Origin of the sequence: Aliivibrio fischeri ATCC 7744 = JCM 18803 = DSM 507 (genome assembly GCF_023983475.1) — a bacterium.
Classification (GTDB): Bacteria; Pseudomonadota; Gammaproteobacteria; order Enterobacterales; family Vibrionaceae; genus Aliivibrio; species Aliivibrio fischeri.
Genome location: NZ_CP092712.1, coordinates 2,173,279 through 2,197,747, shown reverse-complemented (window position 1 = coordinate 2,197,747; position 24,469 = coordinate 2,173,279). Strand labels below are relative to the sequence as shown.

25 protein-coding genes are annotated in these 24,469 nt (G+C 37.6%); 13 read left to right on the top strand and 12 right to left on the bottom strand.

From position 1 onward, the window contains the following. Positions 1-67: 67 nt before the first annotated feature. Entirely contained in the window at positions 68-427 is a 360-nt protein-coding gene (locus tag AVFI_RS10120) for a DUF2956 domain-containing protein (protein ID WP_005420444.1), read from the bottom strand. Positions 428-631: 204 nt separating this feature from the next. Here AVFI_RS10120 and AVFI_RS10115 point away from each other — a divergent pair, with 204 nt between their 5' ends. The 3 genes from AVFI_RS10115 to AVFI_RS10105 all read left to right on the top strand — a co-directional run bounded on the left by AVFI_RS10115 (position 632) and on the right by AVFI_RS10105 (position 2,478). Next, on the top strand, positions 632-1,081 hold the full coding sequence (locus AVFI_RS10115) for a DUF2919 domain-containing protein (protein WP_012533412.1): 450 nt from the start codon (positions 632-634) through the stop codon (positions 1,079-1,081). 16 nt (positions 1,082-1,097) lie between these two features. Next, complete coding sequence (locus AVFI_RS10110) at positions 1,098-1,490, top strand: hypothetical protein (protein WP_005420441.1); 393 nt, start codon at positions 1,098-1,100, stop codon at positions 1,488-1,490. An 82-nt stretch (positions 1,491-1,572) separates the two neighbouring features. Beyond that, positions 1,573-2,478 (top strand): Dyp-type peroxidase, encoded by a 906-nt coding sequence (locus tag AVFI_RS10105; protein ID WP_005420439.1) that lies wholly within the window; start codon positions 1,573-1,575, stop codon positions 2,476-2,478. Between the two features lie 138 nt (positions 2,479-2,616). Here AVFI_RS10105 and crr read toward each other — a convergent pair whose 3' ends face one another. From crr to cysZ, 5 genes are all read right to left on the bottom strand, one after another. Beyond that, positions 2,617-3,126, bottom strand: a complete 510-nt coding sequence (gene crr / locus AVFI_RS10100; protein WP_005420437.1) for a PTS glucose transporter subunit IIA — start codon at positions 3,124-3,126, stop codon at positions 2,617-2,619. Positions 3,127-3,201: 75 nt separating this feature from the next. Continuing rightward, positions 3,202-4,926 (bottom strand): phosphoenolpyruvate-protein phosphotransferase PtsI, encoded by a 1,725-nt coding sequence (ptsI, locus tag AVFI_RS10095; protein WP_005420436.1) that lies wholly within the window; start codon positions 4,924-4,926, stop codon positions 3,202-3,204. A gap of 55 nt (positions 4,927-4,981) precedes the next feature. Further along, positions 4,982-5,239 carry a phosphocarrier protein Hpr gene (ptsH, locus tag AVFI_RS10090; protein ID WP_005420435.1) on the bottom strand — a complete coding sequence of 86 codons (258 nt, stop codon included), beginning with the start codon at positions 5,237-5,239 and terminating at the stop codon, positions 4,982-4,984. A gap of 320 nt (positions 5,240-5,559) precedes the next feature. After that, a complete protein-coding gene (gene cysK, locus AVFI_RS10085; RefSeq protein WP_017020322.1) occupies positions 5,560-6,528 on the bottom strand; it encodes a cysteine synthase A in 969 nt (322 codons plus the stop codon). 130 nt (positions 6,529-6,658) lie between these two features. Continuing rightward, positions 6,659-7,411 carry a sulfate transporter CysZ gene (gene cysZ / locus AVFI_RS10080; protein WP_017020321.1) on the bottom strand — a complete coding sequence of 251 codons (753 nt, stop codon included), beginning with the start codon at positions 7,409-7,411 and terminating at the stop codon, positions 6,659-6,661. A gap of 284 nt (positions 7,412-7,695) precedes the next feature. Here cysZ and zipA point away from each other — a divergent pair, with 284 nt between their 5' ends. The 7 genes from zipA to gltX all read left to right on the top strand — a co-directional run bounded on the left by zipA (position 7,696) and on the right by gltX (position 16,895). After that, positions 7,696-8,703 carry a cell division protein ZipA gene (zipA, locus tag AVFI_RS10075; RefSeq protein WP_054775453.1) on the top strand — a complete coding sequence of 336 codons (1,008 nt, stop codon included), beginning with the start codon at positions 7,696-7,698 and terminating at the stop codon, positions 8,701-8,703. 91 nt (positions 8,704-8,794) lie between these two features. Further along, complete coding sequence (gene ligA, locus AVFI_RS10070; RefSeq protein ID WP_155651046.1) at positions 8,795-10,801, top strand: NAD-dependent DNA ligase LigA; 2,007 nt, start codon at positions 8,795-8,797, stop codon at positions 10,799-10,801. Between the two features lie 527 nt (positions 10,802-11,328). Then, on the top strand, positions 11,329-12,726 hold the full coding sequence (locus tag AVFI_RS10065; protein ID WP_188863464.1) for a multidrug transporter: 1,398 nt from the start codon (positions 11,329-11,331) through the stop codon (positions 12,724-12,726). A gap of 70 nt (positions 12,727-12,796) precedes the next feature. Then, positions 12,797-13,153, top strand: coding sequence for a DUF2799 domain-containing protein (locus AVFI_RS10060; RefSeq protein WP_188863465.1), 357 nt, complete (start codon positions 12,797-12,799; stop codon positions 13,151-13,153). Between the two features lie 366 nt (positions 13,154-13,519). Next, positions 13,520-14,905, top strand: coding sequence for a hypothetical protein (locus AVFI_RS10055; RefSeq protein ID WP_054775454.1), 1,386 nt, complete (start codon positions 13,520-13,522; stop codon positions 14,903-14,905). Positions 14,906-14,976: 71 nt separating this feature from the next. Beyond that, positions 14,977-15,321 carry a DUF2799 domain-containing protein gene (locus tag AVFI_RS10050; protein WP_054775455.1) on the top strand — a complete coding sequence of 115 codons (345 nt, stop codon included), beginning with the start codon at positions 14,977-14,979 and terminating at the stop codon, positions 15,319-15,321. Positions 15,322-15,470: 149 nt separating this feature from the next. Then, the gene (gltX, locus tag AVFI_RS10045; protein WP_054775456.1) at positions 15,471-16,895 is read left to right on the top strand and encodes a glutamate--tRNA ligase; all 1,425 of its coding nucleotides are present in this window, start codon (positions 15,471-15,473) and stop codon (positions 16,893-16,895) included. Positions 16,896-17,004: 109 nt separating this feature from the next. Here gltX and AVFI_RS10040 read toward each other — a convergent pair whose 3' ends face one another. The 3 genes from AVFI_RS10040 to AVFI_RS10030 form a co-directional block, all read right to left on the bottom strand. Further along, positions 17,005-17,178 carry a hypothetical protein gene (locus tag AVFI_RS10040; RefSeq protein WP_012533159.1) on the bottom strand — a complete coding sequence of 58 codons (174 nt, stop codon included), beginning with the start codon at positions 17,176-17,178 and terminating at the stop codon, positions 17,005-17,007. A gap of 82 nt (positions 17,179-17,260) precedes the next feature. Then, complete coding sequence (locus tag AVFI_RS10035; protein WP_236782064.1) at positions 17,261-18,637, bottom strand: tetratricopeptide repeat protein; 1,377 nt, start codon at positions 18,635-18,637, stop codon at positions 17,261-17,263. 217 nt (positions 18,638-18,854) lie between these two features. After that, positions 18,855-19,991, bottom strand: coding sequence for a flagellar assembly protein FlgT (locus tag AVFI_RS10030; protein ID WP_005420415.1), 1,137 nt, complete (start codon positions 19,989-19,991; stop codon positions 18,855-18,857). A 171-nt stretch (positions 19,992-20,162) separates the two neighbouring features. Between AVFI_RS10030 and AVFI_RS10025 the strand changes: the two genes are divergently transcribed. Further along, complete coding sequence (locus AVFI_RS10025; protein WP_005420414.1) at positions 20,163-20,798, top strand: FlgO family outer membrane protein; 636 nt, start codon at positions 20,163-20,165, stop codon at positions 20,796-20,798. 11 nt (positions 20,799-20,809) lie between these two features. After that, positions 20,810-21,241, top strand: a complete 432-nt coding sequence (locus AVFI_RS10020; protein WP_054775457.1) for an LPP20 family lipoprotein — start codon at positions 20,810-20,812, stop codon at positions 21,239-21,241. A gap of 468 nt (positions 21,242-21,709) precedes the next feature. On the opposite strand, the gene AVFI_RS10015 is transcribed toward AVFI_RS10020, so the two are convergent. The 3 genes from AVFI_RS10015 to flgA form a co-directional block, all read right to left on the bottom strand. After that, positions 21,710-22,138 carry a flagella synthesis protein FlgN gene (locus AVFI_RS10015; protein ID WP_005420411.1) on the bottom strand — a complete coding sequence of 143 codons (429 nt, stop codon included), beginning with the start codon at positions 22,136-22,138 and terminating at the stop codon, positions 21,710-21,712. Positions 22,139-22,184: 46 nt separating this feature from the next. Further along, positions 22,185-22,496, bottom strand: a complete 312-nt coding sequence (gene flgM / locus AVFI_RS10010) for a flagellar biosynthesis anti-sigma factor FlgM (RefSeq protein ID WP_005420410.1) — start codon at positions 22,494-22,496, stop codon at positions 22,185-22,187. Between the two features lie 215 nt (positions 22,497-22,711). Next, entirely contained in the window at positions 22,712-23,458 is a 747-nt protein-coding gene (gene flgA / locus AVFI_RS10005) for a flagellar basal body P-ring formation chaperone FlgA (protein WP_188863467.1), read from the bottom strand. A 77-nt stretch (positions 23,459-23,535) separates the two neighbouring features. Here flgA and AVFI_RS10000 point away from each other — a divergent pair, with 77 nt between their 5' ends. Beyond that, positions 23,536-24,456 (top strand): chemotaxis protein CheV, encoded by a 921-nt coding sequence (locus AVFI_RS10000; protein WP_005420408.1) that lies wholly within the window; start codon positions 23,536-23,538, stop codon positions 24,454-24,456. Positions 24,457-24,469 lie beyond the last annotated feature (13 nt).

The window sequence follows — 24,469 nt, the reverse complement described above, 5'->3', positions numbered from 1 at the left end:
CGATGAATAGAGAGATGGGTATGATATGCCCATCTCTTTTTTTTATATGTCGAAATTTGAGGCAGGATTAAAATCCTAAAACCGTATAATAAATGAAGGCGGCCCAACTGACAGCGAGTAAGATCCATGGTAACGCTTTGTTTGATTCGTTATTAATGTATTCTTGTTGTGCTTGTTTATCTTCTATATCGGACAGTTTTACGTTGTTTTGCTTGGTTCGTTGCGTTTTTTTCTTTTGCTTATCCGCTTCTCTTGCCTTTTCCTTCTGTTGTTTCTTATAAAGAGCAATGCCTTTTTCGATTCCCTGTGCAATCAATTTAGTTTGCTCTTTTGTTTGAGCCGGTTTTTGTGTAGCTTTAGCTATCTTCATTGCTTCTTGTTGAGACTCGATTGAGACGGAATCTTTTGTTTTTTTGTAGTTTGTCATATTTGCTCTTAACTATTTTTATTTGAGTTTATATTCACACATTACTGAAAGGTAAACGATACAAAGTGTGACGGCAATATAGATTTTGATCTTTGAGGTGTATCTAGCTCAAAGTTTTAATTTTATCCAATCGTTATTTTTAAACATTTCAGTAAGCTGAACAAGTCTACTGAGAAGGTTGTTAGTTAATTTTAAGGTAGAAATATGCAGTATTCTTTTGATGCATATGATGAAAATGGGTGGTTAAAGCCACCTCTTTGGTTGTGGTTTGGATGGGCGATTTTAATTCGTTCTGTTGTGGTTTTTGTTATGGCTGGCGCGAGTCGTGAGCAAGGTACCGATTTATTAGCCTTGTTTTATCCTAGCCATGCGCATTTGTATACGAGTTTATGCTTAAGTCTACCTATATTATTTTATATGTGGCTAAGCAGTTTCAAAAAGCCCACACGGCCTTTTATGCTGACTCTTTGGAAGCAAGGCAGGTGGCTAACCATTGTGATGGTTTTAATTGACCTTTCAATGTTAATTCAATCGGTTATTGTTAATCGAGGAGAGTTTCAGCCAGGAAGTGCAATGATTATCTTACTTCTTAGCTGGTTTCTTATATTTTTATGTCGCAGTAAACGAGTAAAGATATGCTTTAGTCTGACTTAATGAGAGGGGGCAGACAATGGATCTATCAACAGGTGCATTATTATTTAGTGCGTTATTAAGCCCGCTAGCAATGGCGGATTGGCAATTGGATTTAGGGGTTGAGATTAATCGACCAGATTTACAACGCATAACAAATTCATCGGCTTCTCTTGTTTTAGGTGAAGAAACATTAGTTTTCAATTCAATAGATAAGCAATCTCAAGTGCAGGCTTGGGCGGAGCTAAAAAACATTGATGCTGAAAATGTAGAAATTGCTTTTCGAGTAACAGAAGAAGAGGGTGAAGGTAAGATCAGAACACTATGTGCACCAACGATTATTACGAAGTTAAATAATCAGGAGTCATATATGGTCTCTGATTCATCAGTAAATGAAACAGTGAAACTTTCAGTGGAAGTAATTTCTTCATAAACTCTTATTTTTTATCAAACAATCTTATGTTTTATTGCATATAATGGACTCAGTTAATTCAAAATAGAAAGGAACTGAGTTCATGTCTTACACTCCTCAAACGGCTCTACTGCCAGAACCAGATCGATTTGCATTATACGTTACATTAAATATTAAAAGTAATCCTCAGCTTGTATTGGAACAGCTGCAAACGCTTCCCGCTTTGATCATTGAATTAAATGAAAATCAGCCAGACGCGAACTTAAGTAGCGCAGTTTCTTTTGGTGCTGAATTCTGGTCAACGTTATCTGCACCTATGCCTTCTGAATTGGCTAAATTTAAGCAATTAGGAAAAGGCGATATTATTGCCCCTGCAACGCATGGTGATGTATTAATTCACCTTCACTCAAATCGTCATGATTTACATTTTTATATTTTACGTAAATTAATGAATGTGATTTCTGAGCATGTAGAAATTAAAGAAGAAGTATCGGGTTTTCGTTTCCTTGACTCACGTGATATGACGGATTTCGTTGATGGTACAGAAAATCCAAAAAATGAAGCTCGTGCTGAAGTTGCATTGATTGCTGATGGTGAGTTTGCTGGTGGTAGTTACATGATGTGCCAGCGCTTCGTACATAAATTACCAGCATGGAATCGTTTATCTGTTTCTGCACAAGAAAAGGTTATTGGTCGTACGAAACCAGATTCAATCGAGTTAGATGATGTTCCAGCAGCCTCACACGTAGGTCGCGTTGATATTAAGGAAAACGGTAAGGGTGTGAAGATTTTACGCCACAGCTTGCCTTACGGCTCGGTTTCTGGTGATCATGGCTTACTGTTTATCGCTTACTGTAAAACAGTTCATAATTTCCAAGTAATGCTTGATAGCATGTACGGAGAAGTTGATGGAAAAACTGATCAACTATTACGTTTTACAGATGCAGTAACTGGCGGCTATTTCTTTGCTCCATCACAAGAGATGTTTGCAGAGCTGACGGTTAAATAAATTATGGGTTAAAGTAAGTACTGTTGACGTTAATGGTACTTACTATCATTAGCCGAATAGATACAAAAAGGCCGCTGTTATCTTTAGAAAACAGCGGCCTTTTTTTGTCTTTAATTAACTAAAGTTATCTATTAACGATTACTTAGTTACTTTAAGAACTGGAGATTCACCAACAGTAACAGCACCAGAAAGCTTAGTAAGCTCTTTGATTTCGTCCATGTTAGAGATAACAACTGGAGTAAGCGTTGATTTAGCTTTTTCTTCAAGAACTGCTAGATCGAATTCGATGATAGTGTCACCAGCTTTAACTTCTTGACCTTCTTCAGCGATACGAGTGAAGCCTTCGCCTTTAAGTTCAACTGTATCAATACCGAAGTGAACGAAAAGCTCGATGCCGTCGTTAGATTCGATAGAGAAAGCGTGGTTAGTTTCAAAGATTTTACCGATTGTACCGTTTACTGGAGCAACCATTTTGTTACCAGCAGGTTTGATAGCAATACCGTCACCAACGATTTTTTCAGCGAACACTACGTCTGGCACATCTTCGATGTTTACAATTTCACCAGAAAGAGGTGCGATGATGTCGATTGCACCAGCGTCAGCGCTTTCAGAAGAAAATGCGCTTTTAATTTTGTCAAACAGACCCATTGTGTAGCTCCCTAAAGTTTATATTAAATAGCCACTAAACTTAGTGGCTATATTTAATTCTTTGCAACTATACTATTACTTAGTATTTTCTGCGATAAATTTTTCAACATGTGCTTCAATTTCTGCTGCAGTAGGCATTTGAAGAGCTTCATCAGCCATCTTCTTAACATCTGCAAACGTTGCGTTACGAACAATTTTCTTAACGCGAGGAATTGAAATACCGCTCATGCTGAACTCATCTAAGCCCATACCTAGAAGAAGTAGGCTTGCACGCTCATCACCTGCTAGCTCACCACACATACCAGTCCATTTGCCTTCTTTATGAGAAGCATCGATTACTTGCTTGATTACAAGCAGAACCGCTGGAGATAGAGGGTTGTATAGGTGAGAAATCATTTCGTTACCACGGTCAACAGCAAGAGTATATTGTGTTAAGTCGTTAGTACCGATAGAGAAGAAGCTCACTTCTTTAGCTAAGTGGTGTGCAATCGCTGCTGCTGCAGGAGTTTCAACCATTACACCGATCTCGATGCTTTCGTCAAATGCATGACCTTCAGCACGAAGTTCTGCTTTGTATTCTTCAATTGCTTTCTTCAGTTCACGGATCTCTTCAACAGAAATGATCATTGGGAACATGATGCGTAGCTTACCGTGTGCTGATGCACGTAGAATACCACGTAATTGGTCACGTAGGATTTCACGACGGTCTAAGCTGATACGAACCGCACGCCAACCTAGGAACGGGTTCATTTCTTCTGGAAGATCCATGTATGGTAGATCTTTATCACCACCGATATCCATAGTACGGATGATCACTGGCTCACCATGCATCGCTTCTGCTACTTCTTTGTAAGCAACATATTGCTCTTCTTCAGTAGGAAGTGCATCACGATCCATGAATAGGAATTCTGTACGATATAGACCAACACCTTCACCACCGTTACGAATGATACCGTCACAGTCTTTAACTGTACCGATGTTACCGCAAACTTCTACTTGGTGACCATCTAGAGTGATAGCTGGTAGGTCTTTAAGTTTTGCTAACTCTTCTTTTTCTGCAACTAAGTCGTCACGGATTTTTTTAGATTCAGTTAGTTCAGCTTCTGATGGGTTGATAACAATTTTGTTGTTAACCGCATCAAGAATTAGCATGTCGCCATTTTTCACTTGCTTAGTGATATCGTTAGTACCAACGATAGCAGGAAGCTCAAGAGAACGCGCCATGATAGATGTATGAGATGTACGACCACCGATGTCACAAGCAAAACCAAGAACGTAGTCTAGGTTGATTTGTGCTGTTTCAGAAGGAGTAAGGTCGTTAGCAACTAGGATTACTTTTTCATTGATGTCACTTAGTGAAACAATGTTGATGCCTAGTGCGTTTTTAACAAAGCGGCTACCGATATCGCGGATATCTGTAGCACGCTCTTTTAGATAATCATCATCTAATGACTCTAGTGCACACGCTTGCTCTTCAATTACAGAGTGAATAGCAAAGTCTGCAGCCATTTTATCATCTTTAATAAGGGCTAAGATTTCTTCTTCTAGCTCTTCATCTTCAAGAAGCATAATGTGCCCCTCAAAAATAGCTTCTTTTTCTTCGCCGAAAGTTGCTAGCGCTTTTGCTTTGATAGCTTCTAATTGCTCAGAAGACTTATTACGAGCATCAAAGAAACGTTGAACTTCTGTTTCTACTTGAGAATCAGAGATTGGAGTTTTGTTTAGGACAATTTCATCTTCCTGAAGTAGTAGTGCTTTACCGAAAGCAATACCTGGAGATGCTAGAATGCCAGAAATCATAGCTTTACCTTAAAATTGATCAAATTAGAGAATGAAAATAATAAAGAAAAGCTGATTAGTGCAGCTCGTCCATTAGTTTAACTAGGTGGTCTACAGCTTCTTTCTCTTGTGCGCCTTCAGCAGAGATAGTTACGTTAGTACCTTTAGTTAGACCTAAAGTTTGTAGTTTGAAAAGGCTAGTAGCACTTGCACTTTTACCGTTAGAAGTAACAGTGATTTTTGCATCAAAACCTTTTGCTTCTTTAACGAACTGAGCCGCTGGACGAGTGTGAAGGCCATTTTCTGCAGTGATTACTACGTCTTGTGAATACATTGTGTATACCCCGATTTATATTTTATGTTGAAATTAGTGTCGTTAACCAATTCGGTTTGCGCACGTACTTTCGCACATCATAGACCTAGAAACAATCTATCTTCAACGAAATTAGTTAACGACAGTAATTTATACATTCTTTCTTATTTTGTAATATTAAGCTAGTTCAAAATTGTTACTTTGTATTCGAGTGTAATTATTTTACACCTAAAAATAAAGTGGCTTGATTATTACTAAGGAGGGAAATGAAATCAACAAAAAAACCCCAGAAGGGGCTTTTTTGGATAAAAAATTGATTTGAACACATAGATGTTACAAATTTATTGCTCATTTTCTTGTTCAGTAAACAAGCCTGCAAATAATGCTGTACTTAAGTAACGCTCACCAGAGCTTGGTAACACAACAACAATTTGTTTATCAGCAAATTCAGGTAGCTCCGCGATACGATTAGCTGCAACTACTGCGGCACCAGAAGAAATACCAGCAAGAATCCCTTCTTCTTCCATTAATCGACGTGCCATTTCAATAGCATCTTCAGATGTGACTGCTTCAACACGGTCAATTAGTGTCAGATCTAGGTTACCAGGAATGAAGCCAGCACCAATACCTTGGATCTTATGAGGTGCCGGTTTGATCTCTTCACCAGCTAACGCTTGAGCGATTACCGGTGACTCAGCAGGCTCTACTGCCACAGACAGAACGGCTTTATTTTGAGTGTGTTTTAGGTAACGACTTGTACCTGTTAATGTACCGCCAGTACCAACACCAGCGACGAATACGTCAACATTGCCTTCAGTCGCTTCCCAGATCTCTGGACCAGTTGTTTTTTCATGAATAGCAGGGTTTGCTGGGTTATTAAATTGTTGAAGTAGTAGGTACTTACTTGGATCGCTTGCAACAATTTCTTCTGCTTTAGCAATGGCACCACCCATTCCTTTAGGTGCTTCTGTTAATACAAGGTTAGCCCCTAATGCTTTAAGTAGCTTACGACGCTCAAGGCTCATTGAGGCAGGCATTGTTAGTGTTAGTTTATAACCACGTGCGGCAGCTACGAAAGCAAGAGCAATACCTGTGTTACCTGATGTTGGTTCAACTAATTCAATGCCTTCTTTTAATGTGCCCGCTTTTTCAGCTTCCCAAATCATGTTTGCGCCAATACGACATTTAACACTAAAGCTAGGGTTACGTGCTTCTACTTTGGCTAAAACGTTACCTTTACTTACGCGATTTAGGCGAACAAGTGGGGTATTACCAATAGTTTGAGAATTATCTTCGTAAATCTTTGTCATGATCTGTTCCTTCATTTCACGGTCAGCGTGATTATATAAATTATTTTTAACTCAATTTGAGTAACTCAACACAACTAGAATACGAAGAGTTTCTAAAATGAGAAAGGATCAAAAGGTTATAAGTTATGGATTAACGGTTTTTATGTGTATCACGGTAAACATCAACCCACATAGCGGTTGCCCCACAAACTGCGATTGGCATAACAAATAGGTTTAGGATTGGCGTCATGGTAAAAAGTGTTACAAGAGAGCCAAAGGATAAGCATTTGCCACGTTTTGTTTTTAGCTCATCTCTCATTGTTTCAAAAGGCACCTTGTGGTTATCAAATGGATAATCACAATATTGAATAGCCATCATCCAAGCGGTAAATAAAAACCATAAAACAGGTGCAATACTTTGACCTATTGCAGGGATAAAAAAGAGAATAAATAGACCTAATGCTTTAGGTATATAGTATTTCAATTTTTGCCATTCACGCTTGAAGATACGAGGTAAGTCCTTCACAGCATCTAGTATTCCGCCATTTGGTGCAGGTTGACCTGTCAATTTAGCTTCAAGGTGTTCAGCAAGTAATCCATTAAAAGGAGCGGCAATCCAGTTCGCTAATGTACTAAAGAAGTATGAGAAGACGGCCAATATACTGATGACAATTAAAGGCCACAATAAATAAGATAACCAATCTAACCAACTTGGAATCTGAGCTAGAATTTGGTCAATCCAACTACCAATTTGATTAAATAAGTAAATAAAAGAGCCACCAAGCAATAAGAAATTAATCAATAAAGGGATAAAAACAAATCGACGCAAGCCTGGTGTCATTGCTAATGAAATGCCTTTTAAAAAGTATTGAACCCCAGATTGAGATTGTTTAAACGAATTCATAATTTGTATTTTACTGTGTGGATGTTGAGTTCACTATACTCAAAATTTGAGACAAATAAATGAAATATGAGCAAATAAAGTTCCACTAAACAGTTCAAATGTAAGATTTATGTCACCACTTTCATTTTGTTATTCAACAATAGGGTTATTATTTGGTACATTACAGGAAAGTAGTGGTAGATTAGTGATAATAACTAAACTACATTCATATGATAGTTGATATAAGCTTTCTTATTTTTTATTTAAGAGAAAGCTCAATAAAGCAGAAGAGCAGAGAGTTAACGATGCAAGAATTGCGATTAGTGTTGATACTTGTTGGAGCATTGGCCATTGCGGCATTATTGTTTCATGGCTTGTGGACAAGTCGAAAAGAAACGAGCTCAAAATTTGGAAAGAAAGTAGACATAGATTTTGATTCAGACGTTGATGATGAACAAGCTGCTCCTATGCGTGGGTTTGATCAGCCAAAAGAAGACGTGGTTGTTCAGAAAGAACGAAAAGAACCTGCTTTTGCTCGAGAAGAGGTTCCTACTTCTGATGATCCATTATTTGAAGGTACGGTTTCGTCTGAATCAAATAAGTTTACAGAACAAGAAAAACCAACGGTACAGCAAGCTCAACCACAACCGGTTGTACAACAAGTACAAGAGCCAACAGTAGGTCGTATTGAACCAGAAGCTAAGCCTGTTGCTGCACCAGTTAAAAGGGAAGAACCAACCATCTCTTTTTCTGCTATTGATGACGAAGTGTTAACTCAACAAGAGCCTATGCAAGCTAAGGTCGATATTCCTGAAACATCGACTTACTTAGAACCTGAAATTATTATTGCAGAACCAGAACCAGAACCAGAACCAGAACCAGAACCAGAACCAGAACCAGAAGAGGATGTTATTGTAATTAATGTCCATGGTATGGGAAGTGATAGATTCAGTGGTAATCGTCTCTTTAATAGTTTAGAGCAAAATGGTCTTGTATTTGGTGATATGGCTATTTATCACCGTCACTCTGATTTATCTGGCGCTGGAAAAGTCTTATTTAGTGTCGCGAATATGGTATCACCTGGACATTTCCAAGTACCTGAAGGTGAAGAGTTCTCAACACCAGGGATTTCTTTCTTCTTACCGCTTCCATGCTATGGTGATGCGGAGCATAACTTTAAGTTGATGCTACAAACGGCTCAAATGGTAAGTTCAGAATTAGGTGGTAACGTTCTGGATGAGAAACGCGATATGCTGACACCAAATAAAATCGATGAATATAAGCAGCGTGTAAAAGTATTCTGCCGTAAATAGTCTATCTGCTATAGAATTAGAACTAATGAGAAAGGCTCATCATGAGCCTTTTTTTTATTTTAAGAATAACCGAAAAAGAAGTTGATGAATCATGAGTATTGAACAGACATTAGATGAGTTGAAGCAACAACTTAATTACCATGCATATCGTTATTATGTAGAAGATAGCCCTGAGCTACCAGATGCTGAATATGATCGAATGATGCAGGAATTGTTATCTATTGAATCTGAACATCCTGAATTAGTTACTGTTGATTCACCAAGTCAACGAGTTGGAGGAGAGGCTTTAGATGGCTTTACTCAGATTCAACATGAGATCCCTATGCTTTCTTTGGATAATGCGTTTAGTGATGAAGAGCTAGAAGCATTTGAAAAAAGAATGAACGACCGCCTTATTTCAAAGCCTGTATCTCTATTTTGTTGTGAACCTAAGTTGGATGGTTTAGCGGTTAGCCTTTTATATGTAAATGGCAAGTTAGTTCAAGCTGGTACGCGTGGAGATGGTACAACAGGTGAAAATATTACTGAAAACGTAAGAACGATTCGTTGTATTCCATTAACTCTGCAAGGTGAAGGCTGGCCGACACGTTTAGAAGTACGTGGTGAAGTCTTTATGCCTAAAGCCGGTTTTGAAGCGTTAAATGAGAGAGCGTTAAAACGTGGTGAAAAACCATTTGCAAATCCACGTAATGCTGCAGCAGGCAGTTTACGTCAATTAGATTCAAAAATAACAGCAACCCGCCCACTTAGTTTTTATGCATACAGTGTTGGGGTGATTGAAGGTGGTGAATTAGAAACAAGCCATTACCAGCGTTTTGTTCAACTAAAAAGCTGGGGTCTTCCAATGTGTGAAGAAACGAAGCAATGTCATTCATTGACGGAAGTTAAAGCGTATTACAAAGACATACTTGAACGTCGTGATGCTCTGAAATATGAAATTGATGGTGTAGTAATAAAAGTCGATGATATTGCGCTTCAAGAACAACTGGGCTTTGTTGCACGAGCACCTCGTTGGGCGATTGCTTATAAATTTCCTGCACAAGAAGAGTTAACTGTTCTAAATGATGTGGAATTCCAAGTTGGCCGTACAGGTGCTATTACACCGGTAGCGAAACTTGAACCTGTTTTTGTTGGTGGGGTAACCGTAAGTAATGCCACATTGCATAATGCAGATGAAATTGCACGTTTAGGTGTTCATATTGGTGATACAGTTATTATTCGCCGTGCGGGGGATGTGATCCCACAAATCGTATCAGTGGTAGAAGCTCGTCGTCCTACGGACAGTAAAGCCATTGTTTATCCAACTCATTGCCCTGTATGTGGTTCTAACCTTGAAAGAGTAGAAGGTGAGGCTGTAACTCGTTGTGGGGCTGGGTTAGTCTGTCAAGCGCAACGTAAAGAAGCACTAAAGCATTTTGTGTCTCGTAAAGCACTCGATGTTGATGGTTTAGGCGATAAAGTTGTAGAGCAGCTTGTAGATAAAGAAATGGTAGAGACTCCTGCGGATTTATTTAAACTTTCTGCGGGTGTATTGACAGTATTAGAGCGCATGGGACCTAAATCTGCGCAAAATGTAGTGGATGCGCTTAATAAAGCAAAGGCGACGACATTACCGCGTTTTCTATACTCGTTAGGTATTCGAGAGGTTGGTGAGGCGACAGCAGCAAACTTAGCTGCGCATTTTTATACATTAGAAGCGATTCAAGTAGCGACATTTGAACAACTTATTGAAGTGAGTGATGTTGGTGATATCGTCGCTAAACACGTTTTAAACTTCTTTGCAGAGCCGCATAACAAAACTGTTATTGAAGATTTACAAGAGATGGGTATTCATTGGCCTGAAATTAAAGCGCTTGATGAATCAGTACCACAACCATTAGCGGGCAAAGTTGTTGTTCTTACTGGAACATTACATAAATTAAAACGTAATGAAGCTAAAGCTGCTTTACAAGAGCTAGGCGCAAAAGTGACTGGTAGTGTTTCTAAGAAAACAGATATTCTATTTGCTGGTGAAGCGGCTGGTTCTAAATTAGCGAAAGCCGAGGAGCTTGGAGTTGAAGTGATGAACGAAGAACAGTTAATTGAATTATTAAATTAAGACTAATAATTTTAGTTATTAAAAAGGAGCCTTATATGGCTCCTTTTTTTATTTGTCAAAATATTAAGTTATTTGCCATTTATTGAAAGCGAATTATTAATGGTTTATCTATGTCTATAAATTAAAGTTGTTTTTTCTTTGCTTTTCAAAATATAGAGATCTCTGTCGCATTGAGTATTTTTTTATATTTATAACTTACTGTTTTATATATTTAACGCTGTTTTTTATGTTTTTTGATCTATTTAATTTGATCTTAATCACTAACACGAAAGAAGTTTGCACTCGCTCATATTTTTTTTATTGGAAATTAAGTTTTTGTTTTATGTTTTTTTATGAAAGTTTAGTCTTTATTCCATGGATGCACGGAGTGTATGCAGGAAAAAATATAAGGTAATTACAATTTTTGAATTTTCCTTTTCTGATTTAAAAATTGTGTGAATGAGGAGATTTATTTATTGCTTTCGGCGGCCAACTTAAAGCCAATAAATAATGAACACAGCTATATCCATTTTTAGGAGCTTTATTCCATGGAAAACAAATTTTTTAAAGTATCAGCAATTACCGCTGCACTTACAGGGGCTTTATTCGCACCACAAGTGATGGCAGAGGAAGTTGTCTCAGAACAATATACAAGCGATGTTTCAGCATTTTTTGCTGAATCAACAATTAGTGGTAATGTTAACTTTTTCATGCGTGCTCGTGATCGCGGTGGCGTTGATGCTAATGGTAATGATACAAAGAAAACAACTAACTTGGATCATGGTTCAGTCTTTGTAAATCTAGGTTTTAACTCTGGTTATATTGGCGATGTTGTAGGTACGGATATTGTTATTTACTCAACATTTGATATGTGGCAGAACGGTGGCCCAGACCACGAAATGAATTTTTGGGGTGTAAATAACCCATATGAAAAAACACCGAGTGACAGTAATTGTAGTGGTACTTGGGCTGCTGATTGTACTGACAATGGCGTATCTTTCGCTACGGCAAATGCTAAATTTAAATTTGGTGATAATGTAAATGCTAAATTAGGTTACTTTCAACCATCAGTACCAAGTACGTTAGGCGTTAACTGGTCATTTGCACCAGGTACATACCGTGGTGGTGAAGTTGGTGCATCATTTGGTGGTCTAGCTCTGGGCTTAGTTGTTGCTGATGAATATAAAGCGCCATGGTTCAAAGAAACGTATGAGTTCCAAGATGGAAAAGGCAACGATGCTGGTGAAGTAATTTCTTTAGGTGCTCGCTATGCATTTGACAATGGTATTTCTTTAGATGCAGGTTTTGGTACGCTAACAGATGGCGATCGTTCAAACATGCACTTTAAAGTGAAAGGCACTACAGATGGTGGTTTTTACTGGTCTCCACAAGTGTACATCGTAAGTGATAAAAACCAATATGATGATGACATTGCCGCTCAGTTAGCATTCTTATCTGCATTTAGTACTGGACAGTATTCTTTCCGAGCAGAAGCTACCATGACAATGGCTGATTCAACAGAAACACGCGGTAATGTAGGTAATATGGCATATCGCCTGACTGAACAATACGGTGGTTCAAACGGCGCTTATGAAATTTGGTGGAATAACCGCTCAGACTTTAACCACGATGGTGAAATTGCTGGCTTCGTTTCAGCAACTCGAGATTTTTCAGACATCGGTGGTACCGGGTTTAGTGCTGGTTTAAGTGCCGCAGCTGGTGGCGGTGCATCATCTCCTGGCTATGATGATTTAGTTGAGTATGCTTATAGTGCATTTGCAAACTATGCAATCCAAGGCGGTGCATTAGAGGGGGCAAATGTAAGCTTCTACTACACCGAATACTTTAATGACTCAGATGCAGGTAACTGGGCTCCATATAGTAATGCATTCCAAGATGAAACTGACTTTAAACTTATGTTAACAATGCCTTTTGGTGTTAAATAAACTATTATTTAATTAGTTATATATTTTAAGCTGAGCCTTTGTGCTCAGCTTTTTTATTGGGAGGTGTTAAATGAAAAAAATGATAGTTGTTTTATCTATATTATTAACTTCTTGTGCAACGGTGCCAACAACTCCGAAAGAATACTGGTTCGGGCAAGGAGAGCGCTTTGGTAGCCGAGGTTACAGTATTGAAACTGATGCGTTAGAAAGTATGAAAGAAAAAGTTCCTTTTGATGAAGCAGCCTACCTTGATGGTTATAAAAAAGGAATTAATATCTATTGTGATCCTTTTCAGGCTTTTAGTAAGGGGATTAGTGGCATTAGGTATACAGGACAATGCGATTCCCAAAAAGAAGTGATTATGATTAAAGCCGAATGGGAGAGAGGGTGGCAATCTTTTATTGCTTGGGATTTCGGTATAAGATAAACGAGTGCGACTTAGTTCGCACTTTTTTCTTATTTAAAATTAACTAATGAAAAATAATATAAATCTAAAGTGATCTAGATCTTGTTGTTGAGTGGTTTTGGTTTCATGCTTGAGATCCCCCTCACTTTTACGTTTATTTTTATTCTATGCTTTATTTTTTTATTTTATCTAAGCGCTTGTTTTATTTGTTTTATGTTTTTTTATATAACTTCGTTTTTGAAGTGGGTCACTCAAAAAACATTACTATATTTTCTTTGTGAAAAAACATTGTCATAGTGCATCCCAGACAACAAATCTAATGCATGGTTCATTTCGGCGACCAACTTAAATATCCATGCATTACTTAATTAGTTAAATGAAGGAGTTATGACTATGTTTAAGAAAACCCTTTTAGCTGCAACTATTACGGGTGCATTAGTTGCGCCACAAATGGTTCTTGCTGAAGAAGCTGTATCACAAGAGTATGTAGCAAATACGTCTGAATTTTTTTCTGAGTCTACAATTAGTGGTAATTTAAATTTCTGGATGCGTTCTCGTGATCGCGGGAATGTAGATGCTAATGGTAATGATACTAAAAAAACAACTAACTTAGACCATGGCTCTATTTTTGCCAATATTGGTTTTAATTCTGGTTATATTGGTGGTGTCGCTGGCGCTGATGTGGTGATTTATAGTACATTTGATATGTGGCAAAACGGTGGTGCTGACCACGAAATGAACTTTTGGGGTGTAAATAATCCATACGATAAAAAAGCAGAAGATAGTAGCTGTAGTAATGTATGGACTGATTGTAACGATAATGGAGCATCATTTGCTACAGCGGCAGCGAAATTTAAATTTGGTGAAAGTGTTACAGCTAAGTTAGGTTATTTTCAACCTTCTGTACCTAGCTCATTAGGAGTTAACTGGTCGTTTGCTCCTGGTACTTATCGTGGTGGTGAAGTTGGTGCTACCTTTGGCGACTTGGCGTTAGGTGTAGTAGTCGCAGATGAATATAAAGCACCTTGGTTTAAAGAAACTTATGAATTCAGAACTTCTGATGGCGAAGATGCAGGTGTAGTTTATTCTGTTGGTGCTCGTTATAATTTAGCAAATAATATTTCTTTAGACTTTGGTTACGGTGCATTAACTGATGGTGACCGTAAAAATATGCACTTTAAAGTTAAAGGAACAACCGATAGTGGTTTCTTCTGGTCTCCTCAACTTTACGTAGTTGATGATAGCGAGCAATTTGATAGTACGGCATTCCAATTGGCATTCCTATCGGCTAAATCATTTGGTCAGTATTCATTTAGAGCTGAAGCAACATATACCGTAGCTGAAGACTTGAATTCAAATAATGTAGGTAATATGTCTTACCGTCTAACTAAAGAGTATGGCGGTTCAAATGGTGCGTATGATATTTGGTGGAATAATCGCTCGGACTTTAACCATGATGGTGAGTTGGCTGGTTTCTTCTCTGCATCTCGTGATTTTTCTGATATTGGTGGTAAAGGGTTTAGTGCTGGTCTTAGTGCAGCAGCTGGTGCAGGGTCATCGGCTCCTGGATATGATGATTTATTAGAATATGCATACAGTGCATTTGCTAACTATGCTATCCAAAGGGGAGCATTAGAAGGGGCAAATATTAGTTTCTATTATACTGAATACTTTAATGATACAAATGCTCCAAACTGGACTGGTTATACTAACCTATTCCAAGACGAAACTGATTTTAAACTTACATTGACGATTCCATTTGGAATTAAATAGAGTTTAATCTGCTAAACTTAAAGCTGAGCTTATAGCTCAGCTTTTTTTTAAGGAGGTGTTATGAAGAAAATATCTTATTTAATTTTATTTTTTTTCTTGGGTGTACTTCTATACCGCAGACTTCTGAGGAGTATTGGTTTGGGCAAGGCAAACGTTTTGGAAGCCGAGGGTATAGTATAGATGATGATGCATTAACACAAATGAAAGAAAAAATTCCATTTAGTAAAAAAGCCTACCTTGAAGGATATCAAAAAGGTATAAACGATTATTGTAATCCTTTTCAAGCTTTTGAGAAGGGGATCAGTGGTATTCGTTATACAGGGCAATGTGATTCTCAGAAAGATGTAGTGATGATAAAGGTAGAATGGCAAAGAGGCTGGGATGCTTTTATTGCTTATGATTTTGGTTATAAATAGACTTTAAGAGTTAGTGCATTTTAATTTAATATGTACTACTTATATTAAAGTAACTCAATCATTGTAGATTTACCTTATAGTGCTAAAATAGCGCACAAATTATGTGGTGCTGACAGATTCAGCTCAACCTCTTCAAAAAGGTAATAACAATGACGGTTAAAACTCGTTTTGCTCCAAGCCCAACAGGCTATCTTCACGTTGGTGGTGCTCGTACAGCACTTTACTCATGGCTTTTTGCTAAAAACCAAGGTGGCGAATTTGTTCTACGTATCGAAGATACGGATCTAGAGCGTAACTCTCAAGAAGCGGTAGAGGCTATTATTGAAGGTATGCACTGGATGGGTATGGAATGGGATGAAGGTCCATATTACCAATCTAAGCGTTTTGACCGTTACAATGAAGTTGTTGACCAACTGCTTGCTGAAGATAAAGCATACAAATGTTATGCATCAAAAGAACTGCTAGATGAAATTCGTGCAGAGCAAGAAGCAAACAAAGAAATGGCTCGTTACGATGCAAATCATCCTAAAATTGTTGCTGCGAACGCGGCTGCAAAAGAAGGTGATGCATGTGTAATTCGCTTCCGTAACCCAAAAGAAGGTTCGGTAGTATTTGATGATCAGATCCGTGGCCGCATTGAAATCTCAAACAGCCAACTGGATGACTTAATCATTCGTCGTACTGATGGTGCTCCAACATACAACTTCGTAGTAGTGGTTGATGACTGGGATATGGGTATTACTCAAGTTATTCGTGGTGAAGACCATATCAATAACACGCCTCGTCAAATCAATATCTATGAAGCATTAGGTGCTCCAGTACCAATGTTTGCACACTGTGCAATGATCCTTGGTGATGATGGTGCAAAACTGTCTAAGCGTCATGGTGCGGTATCTGTAATGCAATACCGTGATGAAGGTTACCTACCAAACGCACTTAATAACTACTTAGTACGTTTAGGTTGGTCTCATGGTGATCAAGAGATTTTCTCTCAAGAAGAGATGATTAATCTATTTAGTTTAAGCGCAGTAAGTAAATCAGCATCAGCATTCAACACTGATAAATTGTTATGGTTAAACAACCACTACATTAAATCATCAGAGCCTGAGTATGTTGCAAAATACCTACAATGGCACTTAGATCAAAAAGAAATCTCTTTAGATAATGGACCTGCAATTACTGAAGTTATTAAGCTGGTAGGTGAGCGTTGTAATACGCTGATTGAATTAGCGGAGCAATCTCGCTACTTCTATCAAGATTTCGAAGAGTTCGAAGCTGGTGCTGCGAAGAAACACTTACGTGGTGTTGCTAAAGGCCCATTAGAGCTTGCTTTAGCTAAAGTTGAAGCGCTAGAAGAGTGGACTACTGAAAACCTACATAACGTAATTGAAGAAGTGTGTGCTGAGTTAGAAATCGGTATGGGTAAAATTGGTATGCCTCTACGTGTTGCGGTAACTGGCGGTGGTCAATCACCATCAGTAGATGCTGTTATGCAATTAGTGGGTAAAGAGCGTGTTGTTGCTCGTATCAAGATGGCATTAGCATTTATCGCAGAGCGTGAAGCTAACGCATAATCCTGCTTATATTTTAGATAAAAACCGCTGTTATTCAGCGGTTTTTTTATGCTTGGCGTTTTTACTTTTTCAGTAATTACTTAGTCATTGCTACTGATTAATGCTTTCTTTAATCAGCTTTAACAGTACCGCCATTGCCCTTGCATAATAATAAATAAGTTTCTGATACTGTCCCATCGGGTAGTTCACAAGATACTTTTGGACCAACTTCAGTTGCGCCGCCATATGCAAGTACATTAAACGAAGATATAGATAAAAGAATAGCTAAAAATGTGTACTTCATCGCTTAGACCTCAATAATACGATTGATTTTTCCTTACGATTTTAGGTGTTGCATATCCATTGCTATATCTAAATATAGAGCATTAATTGAAATTATGCTTAGGATTCAATTTTAAACGCAACACTAAATAAACGATTAAAACTAAAATAATAATCATAATTTGAAAGAGTAATTTATGTTGTTTCTCTGTATTTATCGCTGATAACTGTTGATGCTTTTCTTTTAAATGCTGTAACTTTTCTTTTTCTTTCTCTATTAGAAGGTTACGTAATTCTAATGTGATATCTCTATTGTCATCATTTAAAGCATGAATTTTTTTGATGACATTTTCATATAGTTTGCGAGTAATAAGAGCTGCTCTTATATCACCAGTAAATTCTTCTATATCTGATTTTATGAGATATGAATTTGCTAATGCTTGCTGGTTCTGGGATTGTTGAGATTTATCAATAGCAATTGATATGTAGTCTAATGCTTTATTTGAGTTTTCATGCTTTAAATAAGCACTGCTAAGTAGCTGATAAGTATTAATAAGTAAGTCGGAATTTGAATGGTTGTCTAATTGTTTTAATGCGAGTAGTAGATATTCAATGGCTTCATCATAATAACTCTGTTTATTTAGAACTGCTGCTAATGTTAAGTATGCTTGACTAAGAGTTTGCGCATTAGTTGTATTGTCATTAAGTTGTGCTATAGCGAAATTTGCACACGATTTCGCGTAAACATATTGCGATGATTTTAAATATATCTGTGCGAGAAGAATATGTGACTGTGCAATTTTTTGACTGATTTGACGCTTCTCCCTTATTTTTAATGCTTTTTTTGCATACTTCTCTGCTTCTTTTAATTGTCCCATCTGTAGTAATAACGAGCTAATATTATTATAAATCGTATCGTTTAATTCATAACTTTTGCTTAGAGATAATGCTTTTTCATTGGCTTTTAATGCGGATTTAAAATCACTTACGCCTTGATAGCTTAAAGCTAATAAGCGATATGCCCATTTGATATCGATATAATGATCTTTTGTTTTTTCTAAGTGCTTTATTGCCGATTGGCAGTAAAATTCAGCGAGATAATAATTGCCTAAAGCTAAGTTTGAACGACATTGCTTAATAGATAACAAACTATTTAAATCTAAGTCATTTAAATTTTTTGATTTCAGCTGAGCTTTCTTAATTTGTTGAAGTGCTTGTTTATAATCCCCATTATCTTCTAAGTCCATAGATAATAAGATTAATGATTCAATATGATCATAAATATTCGTTGTATTATTTTTAAGTGGGGAGGTATATTCGTTACCACGGCGAGTTACAAAACCATGGATTCTTGTTGCAGTAAAAATACGTTCAGTACTTGGTGGTAGTGATGAATACACATTGTTTAGCATTGAGAGTGCTTTGTTTGGATTCTCAATACGGTTTAAATGGTATTCTTCTTGCCAAGATTCTGAGGACATGACTGAAGTTGCAGATGAATTAAAGCTTATCAGAAAGAAAAAACAACCGATAATAAAGTGAAAATAACCTAGCATTGCATTCTGATTTGAAAATTGAATTTGAATTATTGACTAAGAATACAATAACTAAGGAGGTAAAACGTTGGTAAGAGTCATAAAACAATGAGAAACAACACACTAGGCACTGCTTCTCATTACTTAAAGGTTGAAAACTGGTTTATTCAGCTATGTTTTTATGCATAACATCGCCAATTTGAATGCTATTAATTAACTGTGGTTGATCAATAACAAGATCTGCATTTTGTTCATACACTCGATCTACGGTTAACGTAATACTTGTCTTAGTCACTTTATTACGTGGTAAACCATTTTGATCAATAAAAGAACCTGTATGCCAAAGATCTAATTTATCGCCTTTCTTAACACCGTGAATACGACCAAGATCCATTGTGATACGGTTATTATTGATATTTACAACTTGTGGCAGTGTCATTTTACAAGCAAATTGATTTTCAAGATCAAGCATGATGTCACGGTTAACTCTTAATACCATTTCGCCATAAGCAGAAGTCCAAAAACGTGCGCTCTGTGTATCTACTTCACTGGTTTTAGGAAAGTTCCATAACGCAACTTCACGGTAGTTGTTGTTGTAAATTGTTTGACCTGTCTTACCATCTAATACCGCAACTTCGATAGCAAATTGACGGTTAATGGTATCTTTCTTTAGTAAATTCTGTTCAATCGTGGCACTTAAGTCTGTAATGCTTCCTGAGAATATGTACTGCGCACCATGATCTTCCGCTATCATTTTAGCAACTTCTGGTTGACGTTTATCAATACGAATATGAGAAGTACCTACTGATACAAAGCTTTGTGATTCTTTATCTAATTGACGTGAAAAAATCGTACTTAAATCTTCACCTAAATGATATACCTTACCCATTACCGCTTGTTGTGGTGAGTCAATCGTGATTTCACTCGTCATAAACGTCTTCTTGTATTGCCCTATATGGCAACTGTTTGCCGAAGGGTAGATATCAATACGAGCAGTAATATAAATTTTGTCGTTTTTCTTCTTTTCTTTAACCACTTCGATACTGCGAATTTCACTACCGCTAAATTGATAACGTTTATTATCATTCTCTAAAAAGATCTTAAGATCCTTTAGGCGGCTAATATCGGCCCCAGAAAACAGCATTGCTTGATAAGCGGCATCTTCTAGTGCATTAGCTCTTGCCGCATCTTTACTGGTTAAGACACTTGCTGAACCTGTTACCTCAAACCACTCAGCATGTGCTGGTGCAATGTAACTCATTGTTAATATAGAGGTAATTAAATAAATTATTTTTTTCATTACTGTTATCTGCCAAGTGGGTATGGAATTTGCTAACTAATATTTGTTGATTGATAAAAGTACTTACAAATTGCGTTTCCTTAACTATAGCAAGTTTTGTTCCTAGTTTAAGTTTGACGCTTAAATTGAAGAATTAGTAAGTATATTAAAACATTATCTGGAGATAATAGAATGAGAGCATTGGTTGTAATTTTACTGTCTATGGTGATGAGTGCATGTGCATATTCACCTATTTATAATGGTAAAGAACCATATAACGGTAGCCCATTTATGTTGGCTGATACTCCACGCCATACAATGGACTACTTCATTGAAAGCTTAACTGAACAGTTAGTAACATCAAATACGACGTTATCTGCTCGTTCACCAATTGCCATTACTTCTTTTGTAGATCTACAACAAATGGATCAAACAAACTGGTTAGGTAATTCGGTGACAGAAAGCTTTATTTTCCAACTTCAACGTCGTGGCTTTAAAGTTATTGACTATAAAACAACGGGTAATATCAGAGTAACTCAGCAGGGTGACTTTGCATTTAGCCGTGATTGGAAAGAATTGGTTCAAGAGCAGCAAGTTGATTACGTGCTAACAGGTACAATGCTTCGCCAAGATGGTGGTGTATTAATTAATGCTCGTGTTATCGGTATGCAAACTCGTGTTGTTGTTGCATCGGCACAAGGTTTCCTACCTGCGGATCGAATTGGCCGTGATTTAGACACACTAAATACAATGCGTATGGAAGATGGTGTGATCATTCGTTCTGATGTTCAAAAAGCAGAACGTAACACAATTATCCTTCGTCCATAGGAGAAGCGAATATGAAACATTGGTTTTTATTAGCTCTATTAGTATTAGTTGGATGTCAGCCGATCGGTGTTATGCGTGAAAGCGATAACCTTACCGCTGTTGGATACGCAAGCATTAGTGAGCAAGCTGGCAAGAATATCGATGAAAAACGCATTAGAGCAATGCGAGCATCTAAAGTTGATGCTTATCGTGAGCTTGCTGAGCAGGTTTATGGCATGCGTATCAGCGGTAAAGTTGAGATGAATGATCAGCAGCTTGGTGAAGAAAGCACCAGTGCTGGTGTAGATGGTATTATTCGTGGCGCAGAAGTGGTTAGAACTTATCCTGTTGGAGATAGTTACGTTACTGAATTAAAGCTTAATTTGAAAAAGATGGAACGTATGAAAAACCAAGGTCAGGTTTTCGATGTACCATCAACACAAAGAAAAACAACGTTATTCTAATTGATGCTTTTAGATAGGATTAGTTAGAAGCTCTCATTCGACATAATGCTATTGCCCTTGGTACTTGGTGCCGAGGGCTTTTTTGTTTTTGTAAGATAGGGAGAGTAAGAGCAGGAGCTAGGTTTTAGGGGCGAGTTAGAGAAGTAAGAGCGAGAGCTAGGTTTAGGAACGAGTAAAGAGGAGTAAGAGCAGGGGCTAGGTTTTAGGGACGAGTTAAGAGGAGTAAGAGCAGGGATTAGGTTTTGGGGGCGAGTTAAGAGGAGTAAGAGCTGGGATTAGGTTTTGGGGGCGAGTTAAGAGGAGTAAGAGCAGGGACTAGGTTTTAGGGATGAGTTAAGAGAAATAATAATAAGTACTAAAATCGAGGAGGATAAATAAGAGTTAGAGTTCGGTGTGAAAAGATAGAAAAAAACCGTGTTAGAAATACAACACGGTTGGATAAGAAATCGATGATCGTGAGAAGGCTACTTAAGCTTTTACGTTAGTGCCTAATGTCGTCACATTACGTGTTTGGCCTTCAGCAGTATACGTCATGCCATTTTTGCCACGGCTTTGCTGCATTAGATTGTTTAGCTTGTTGAAGCTAAGTTGAGCACGTTGCAGTGCTTCACCATTGACTTCGTTTTCTTGCTTACAATCATGAATGATCGATTTAATTTCCGATACTTTTTCATTAAGTGCATTATCTTCAGACAGCAGTTGACGTTCCGCATGACTTCCTAATAGCTGATCATACTGACGTAATTGATTAAGTAAGCCTAATTTATCATGGGCAATACTTTCCATTTCCGTCGGCTTTCTACTTGCGATAGCGACTTTCTCTCGACTTAATACCGTAGAAAGAGAGAGCGCAACGCTGCGTTGTAGATCAAGCAGTTCAGTAAGTGTCTGAGCCATATGTTCCTAATGTAAATAAAACAGTGAGAGTCTTAACCAGCCTAGGTTATAGGCCGGCTAATTCGTCTTCAAATTTAATCATGTTGTCTGCTAAACGTTCAGGATCAACTGTGTATGATCCATTTGCAATAGCAGCTTTGATTGCAGCAACTTTATCTTCATTGAAAGAAGGTTCTGTTGCTAATTGTTGGTGCATTTGGCCAATTTCTTTACCTTGATTACTTAAAGAAACCGCATCTGATTTTGCAGACAACGCAGGTGCTTGAGTTTCTGGAGCTTTATCACCAGAATCTACACGAGCCTGATTGCGTAAAGACGCCATTGCCTGGCTAGCACGTAATTGGTCAATACTTGTCATATATTCAAGCCTTTTAGCCGGTTAATACATTCTTCTAATCTATCTATCGGCTGTCAAAAAAATAACTTTAGTAAATAATGAAAATTTTTGACGCTTTTTTCATTATTTTAAACTGTAGTAAAACTAAGCATAAATGATGCCATGATCAATTTATCGGCAATCGAGTAAGATAGTTTAGTAAAAAATAAAAATTTTATTCGATATTAATTAATACCTTAAAAATGGATGCTAATTTCACCAACAGAGGTGACAATACCATTTACGATTCGATTGGATTTATCATTTTTAACGTTAACTTTATCACCAAGAGCTCCGTCACCAAGTGCGGTTCCTTTTGTGATAATACTTAATTCACCTTTTACTGCTTTAATTATAACACTGTCGTTGCGACATACCATGCAGATGTCGTTTTTTTCTACAGTTTCACCAGCTCTAACACTGCGTTTAATGCGGGCACCTACGAGATCATCAACATTAATATAACCGCCTCGTTGGTAAGTTCGGCTGTTAACCATGGTCAATGTTAAATCACTGCTTGATATGGTGTGCCCTCTTGATAAAGAAGAGATTGCGGTGACTAAAGGCATCATTAACTCTGTTTTTACCGGAACATACACTTTCCAATCATCTGGCTGACATTCAACAAGGATCGATGTATTGCCGCTTGAATTAAGGCGGCCAGGTAAAGAGGCAATTAATGGTGCAGGGCAGTCTGTTGCTTGTATTCTGCTATCGATACGAGCTGCTTCAATATGTAAAGTACCATTTTGAGGTACTTCAATTTGGGATTGTAGAAAACTTTCTGCAGCGTGTTTGATTGCATCTAACTGTTCATCTGTGGCAGCATGCACATTCGAGCTAAAGAAACTTATAAATAGGCCGATAACGCTTATAAGTCGATAAAAAGTGGTTCTGTAATCACATTTTTTTATTATCATCATATTTTCAATATAAAATGCCATGTTGTATATCGTGTTCTTCATAGGGTTATGTTAGGCTCGCGGTTTAATTACATAGTGGCACAAGATGGAGTCATATAATGACAGGTATACTGGATTCGGTGAATCAGCGCACACAACTTGTAGGGCAGAACCGTTTAGAACTGCTTACTTTTCGTCTTATGGGACGTCAACGTTATGGTATTAACGTTTTTAAAGTAAAAGAAGTATTACAGTGTCCGAAGTTGACTTCAATGCCAAATTTAAATCCTTTAGTAAAAGGTATCGCGCATATTCGTGGCCAAACTATCTCTGTTATTGATTTAAGTCTTGCTACTGGCGGTCGTCCAACCACTGAAATTGATAAATGTTTTATTATTATTTCGGAATTTAACCGTACAATTCAAGGTTTCTTAGTAAAATCGGTAGAGCGTATTGTTAATATGCACTGGGAGGCAATTTTGCCACCGCCACAAGGTACTGGTCGTGCAAACTACCTAACAGCAGTAACAAATATTGATGAAGAATTAGTTGAGATTTTAGATGTTGAAAAAATCTTAGCTGAGATTGCACCTATCGACGAAACAATGAACGAAGAACTGGTTGAAGAGATGACATCTATGAGCCAAGAAGTTGTTCGTAAAGTACTTATTGCTGATGACTCTAGTGTTGCTCGTAAACAAGTACAACGTGCTGTTGAATCTATTGGCTTTGAAACTATCATGGTAAAAGATGGTAAAGAAGCACTGAATAAGCTAGTTGAAATGGCAAACGCTGGTAGCGTATATGAGCAAATCGGGTTAGTTATTTCTGATGTTGAAATGCCAGAGATGGATGGTTATACATTAACCGCTGAAATTCGTCGTGAGCCAGCACTAAAAGATCTGCACGTTATATTGCATACTTCACTAAGTGGCGTATTCAACCAAGCAATGGTAGAGCGTGTTGGTGCAAACCAATTCATAGCTAAATTTAATCCTGATGAGTTAGGTGCGGCCGTGAAGAAGGCTGTTGAAAAATAAACAGCATAAAGTA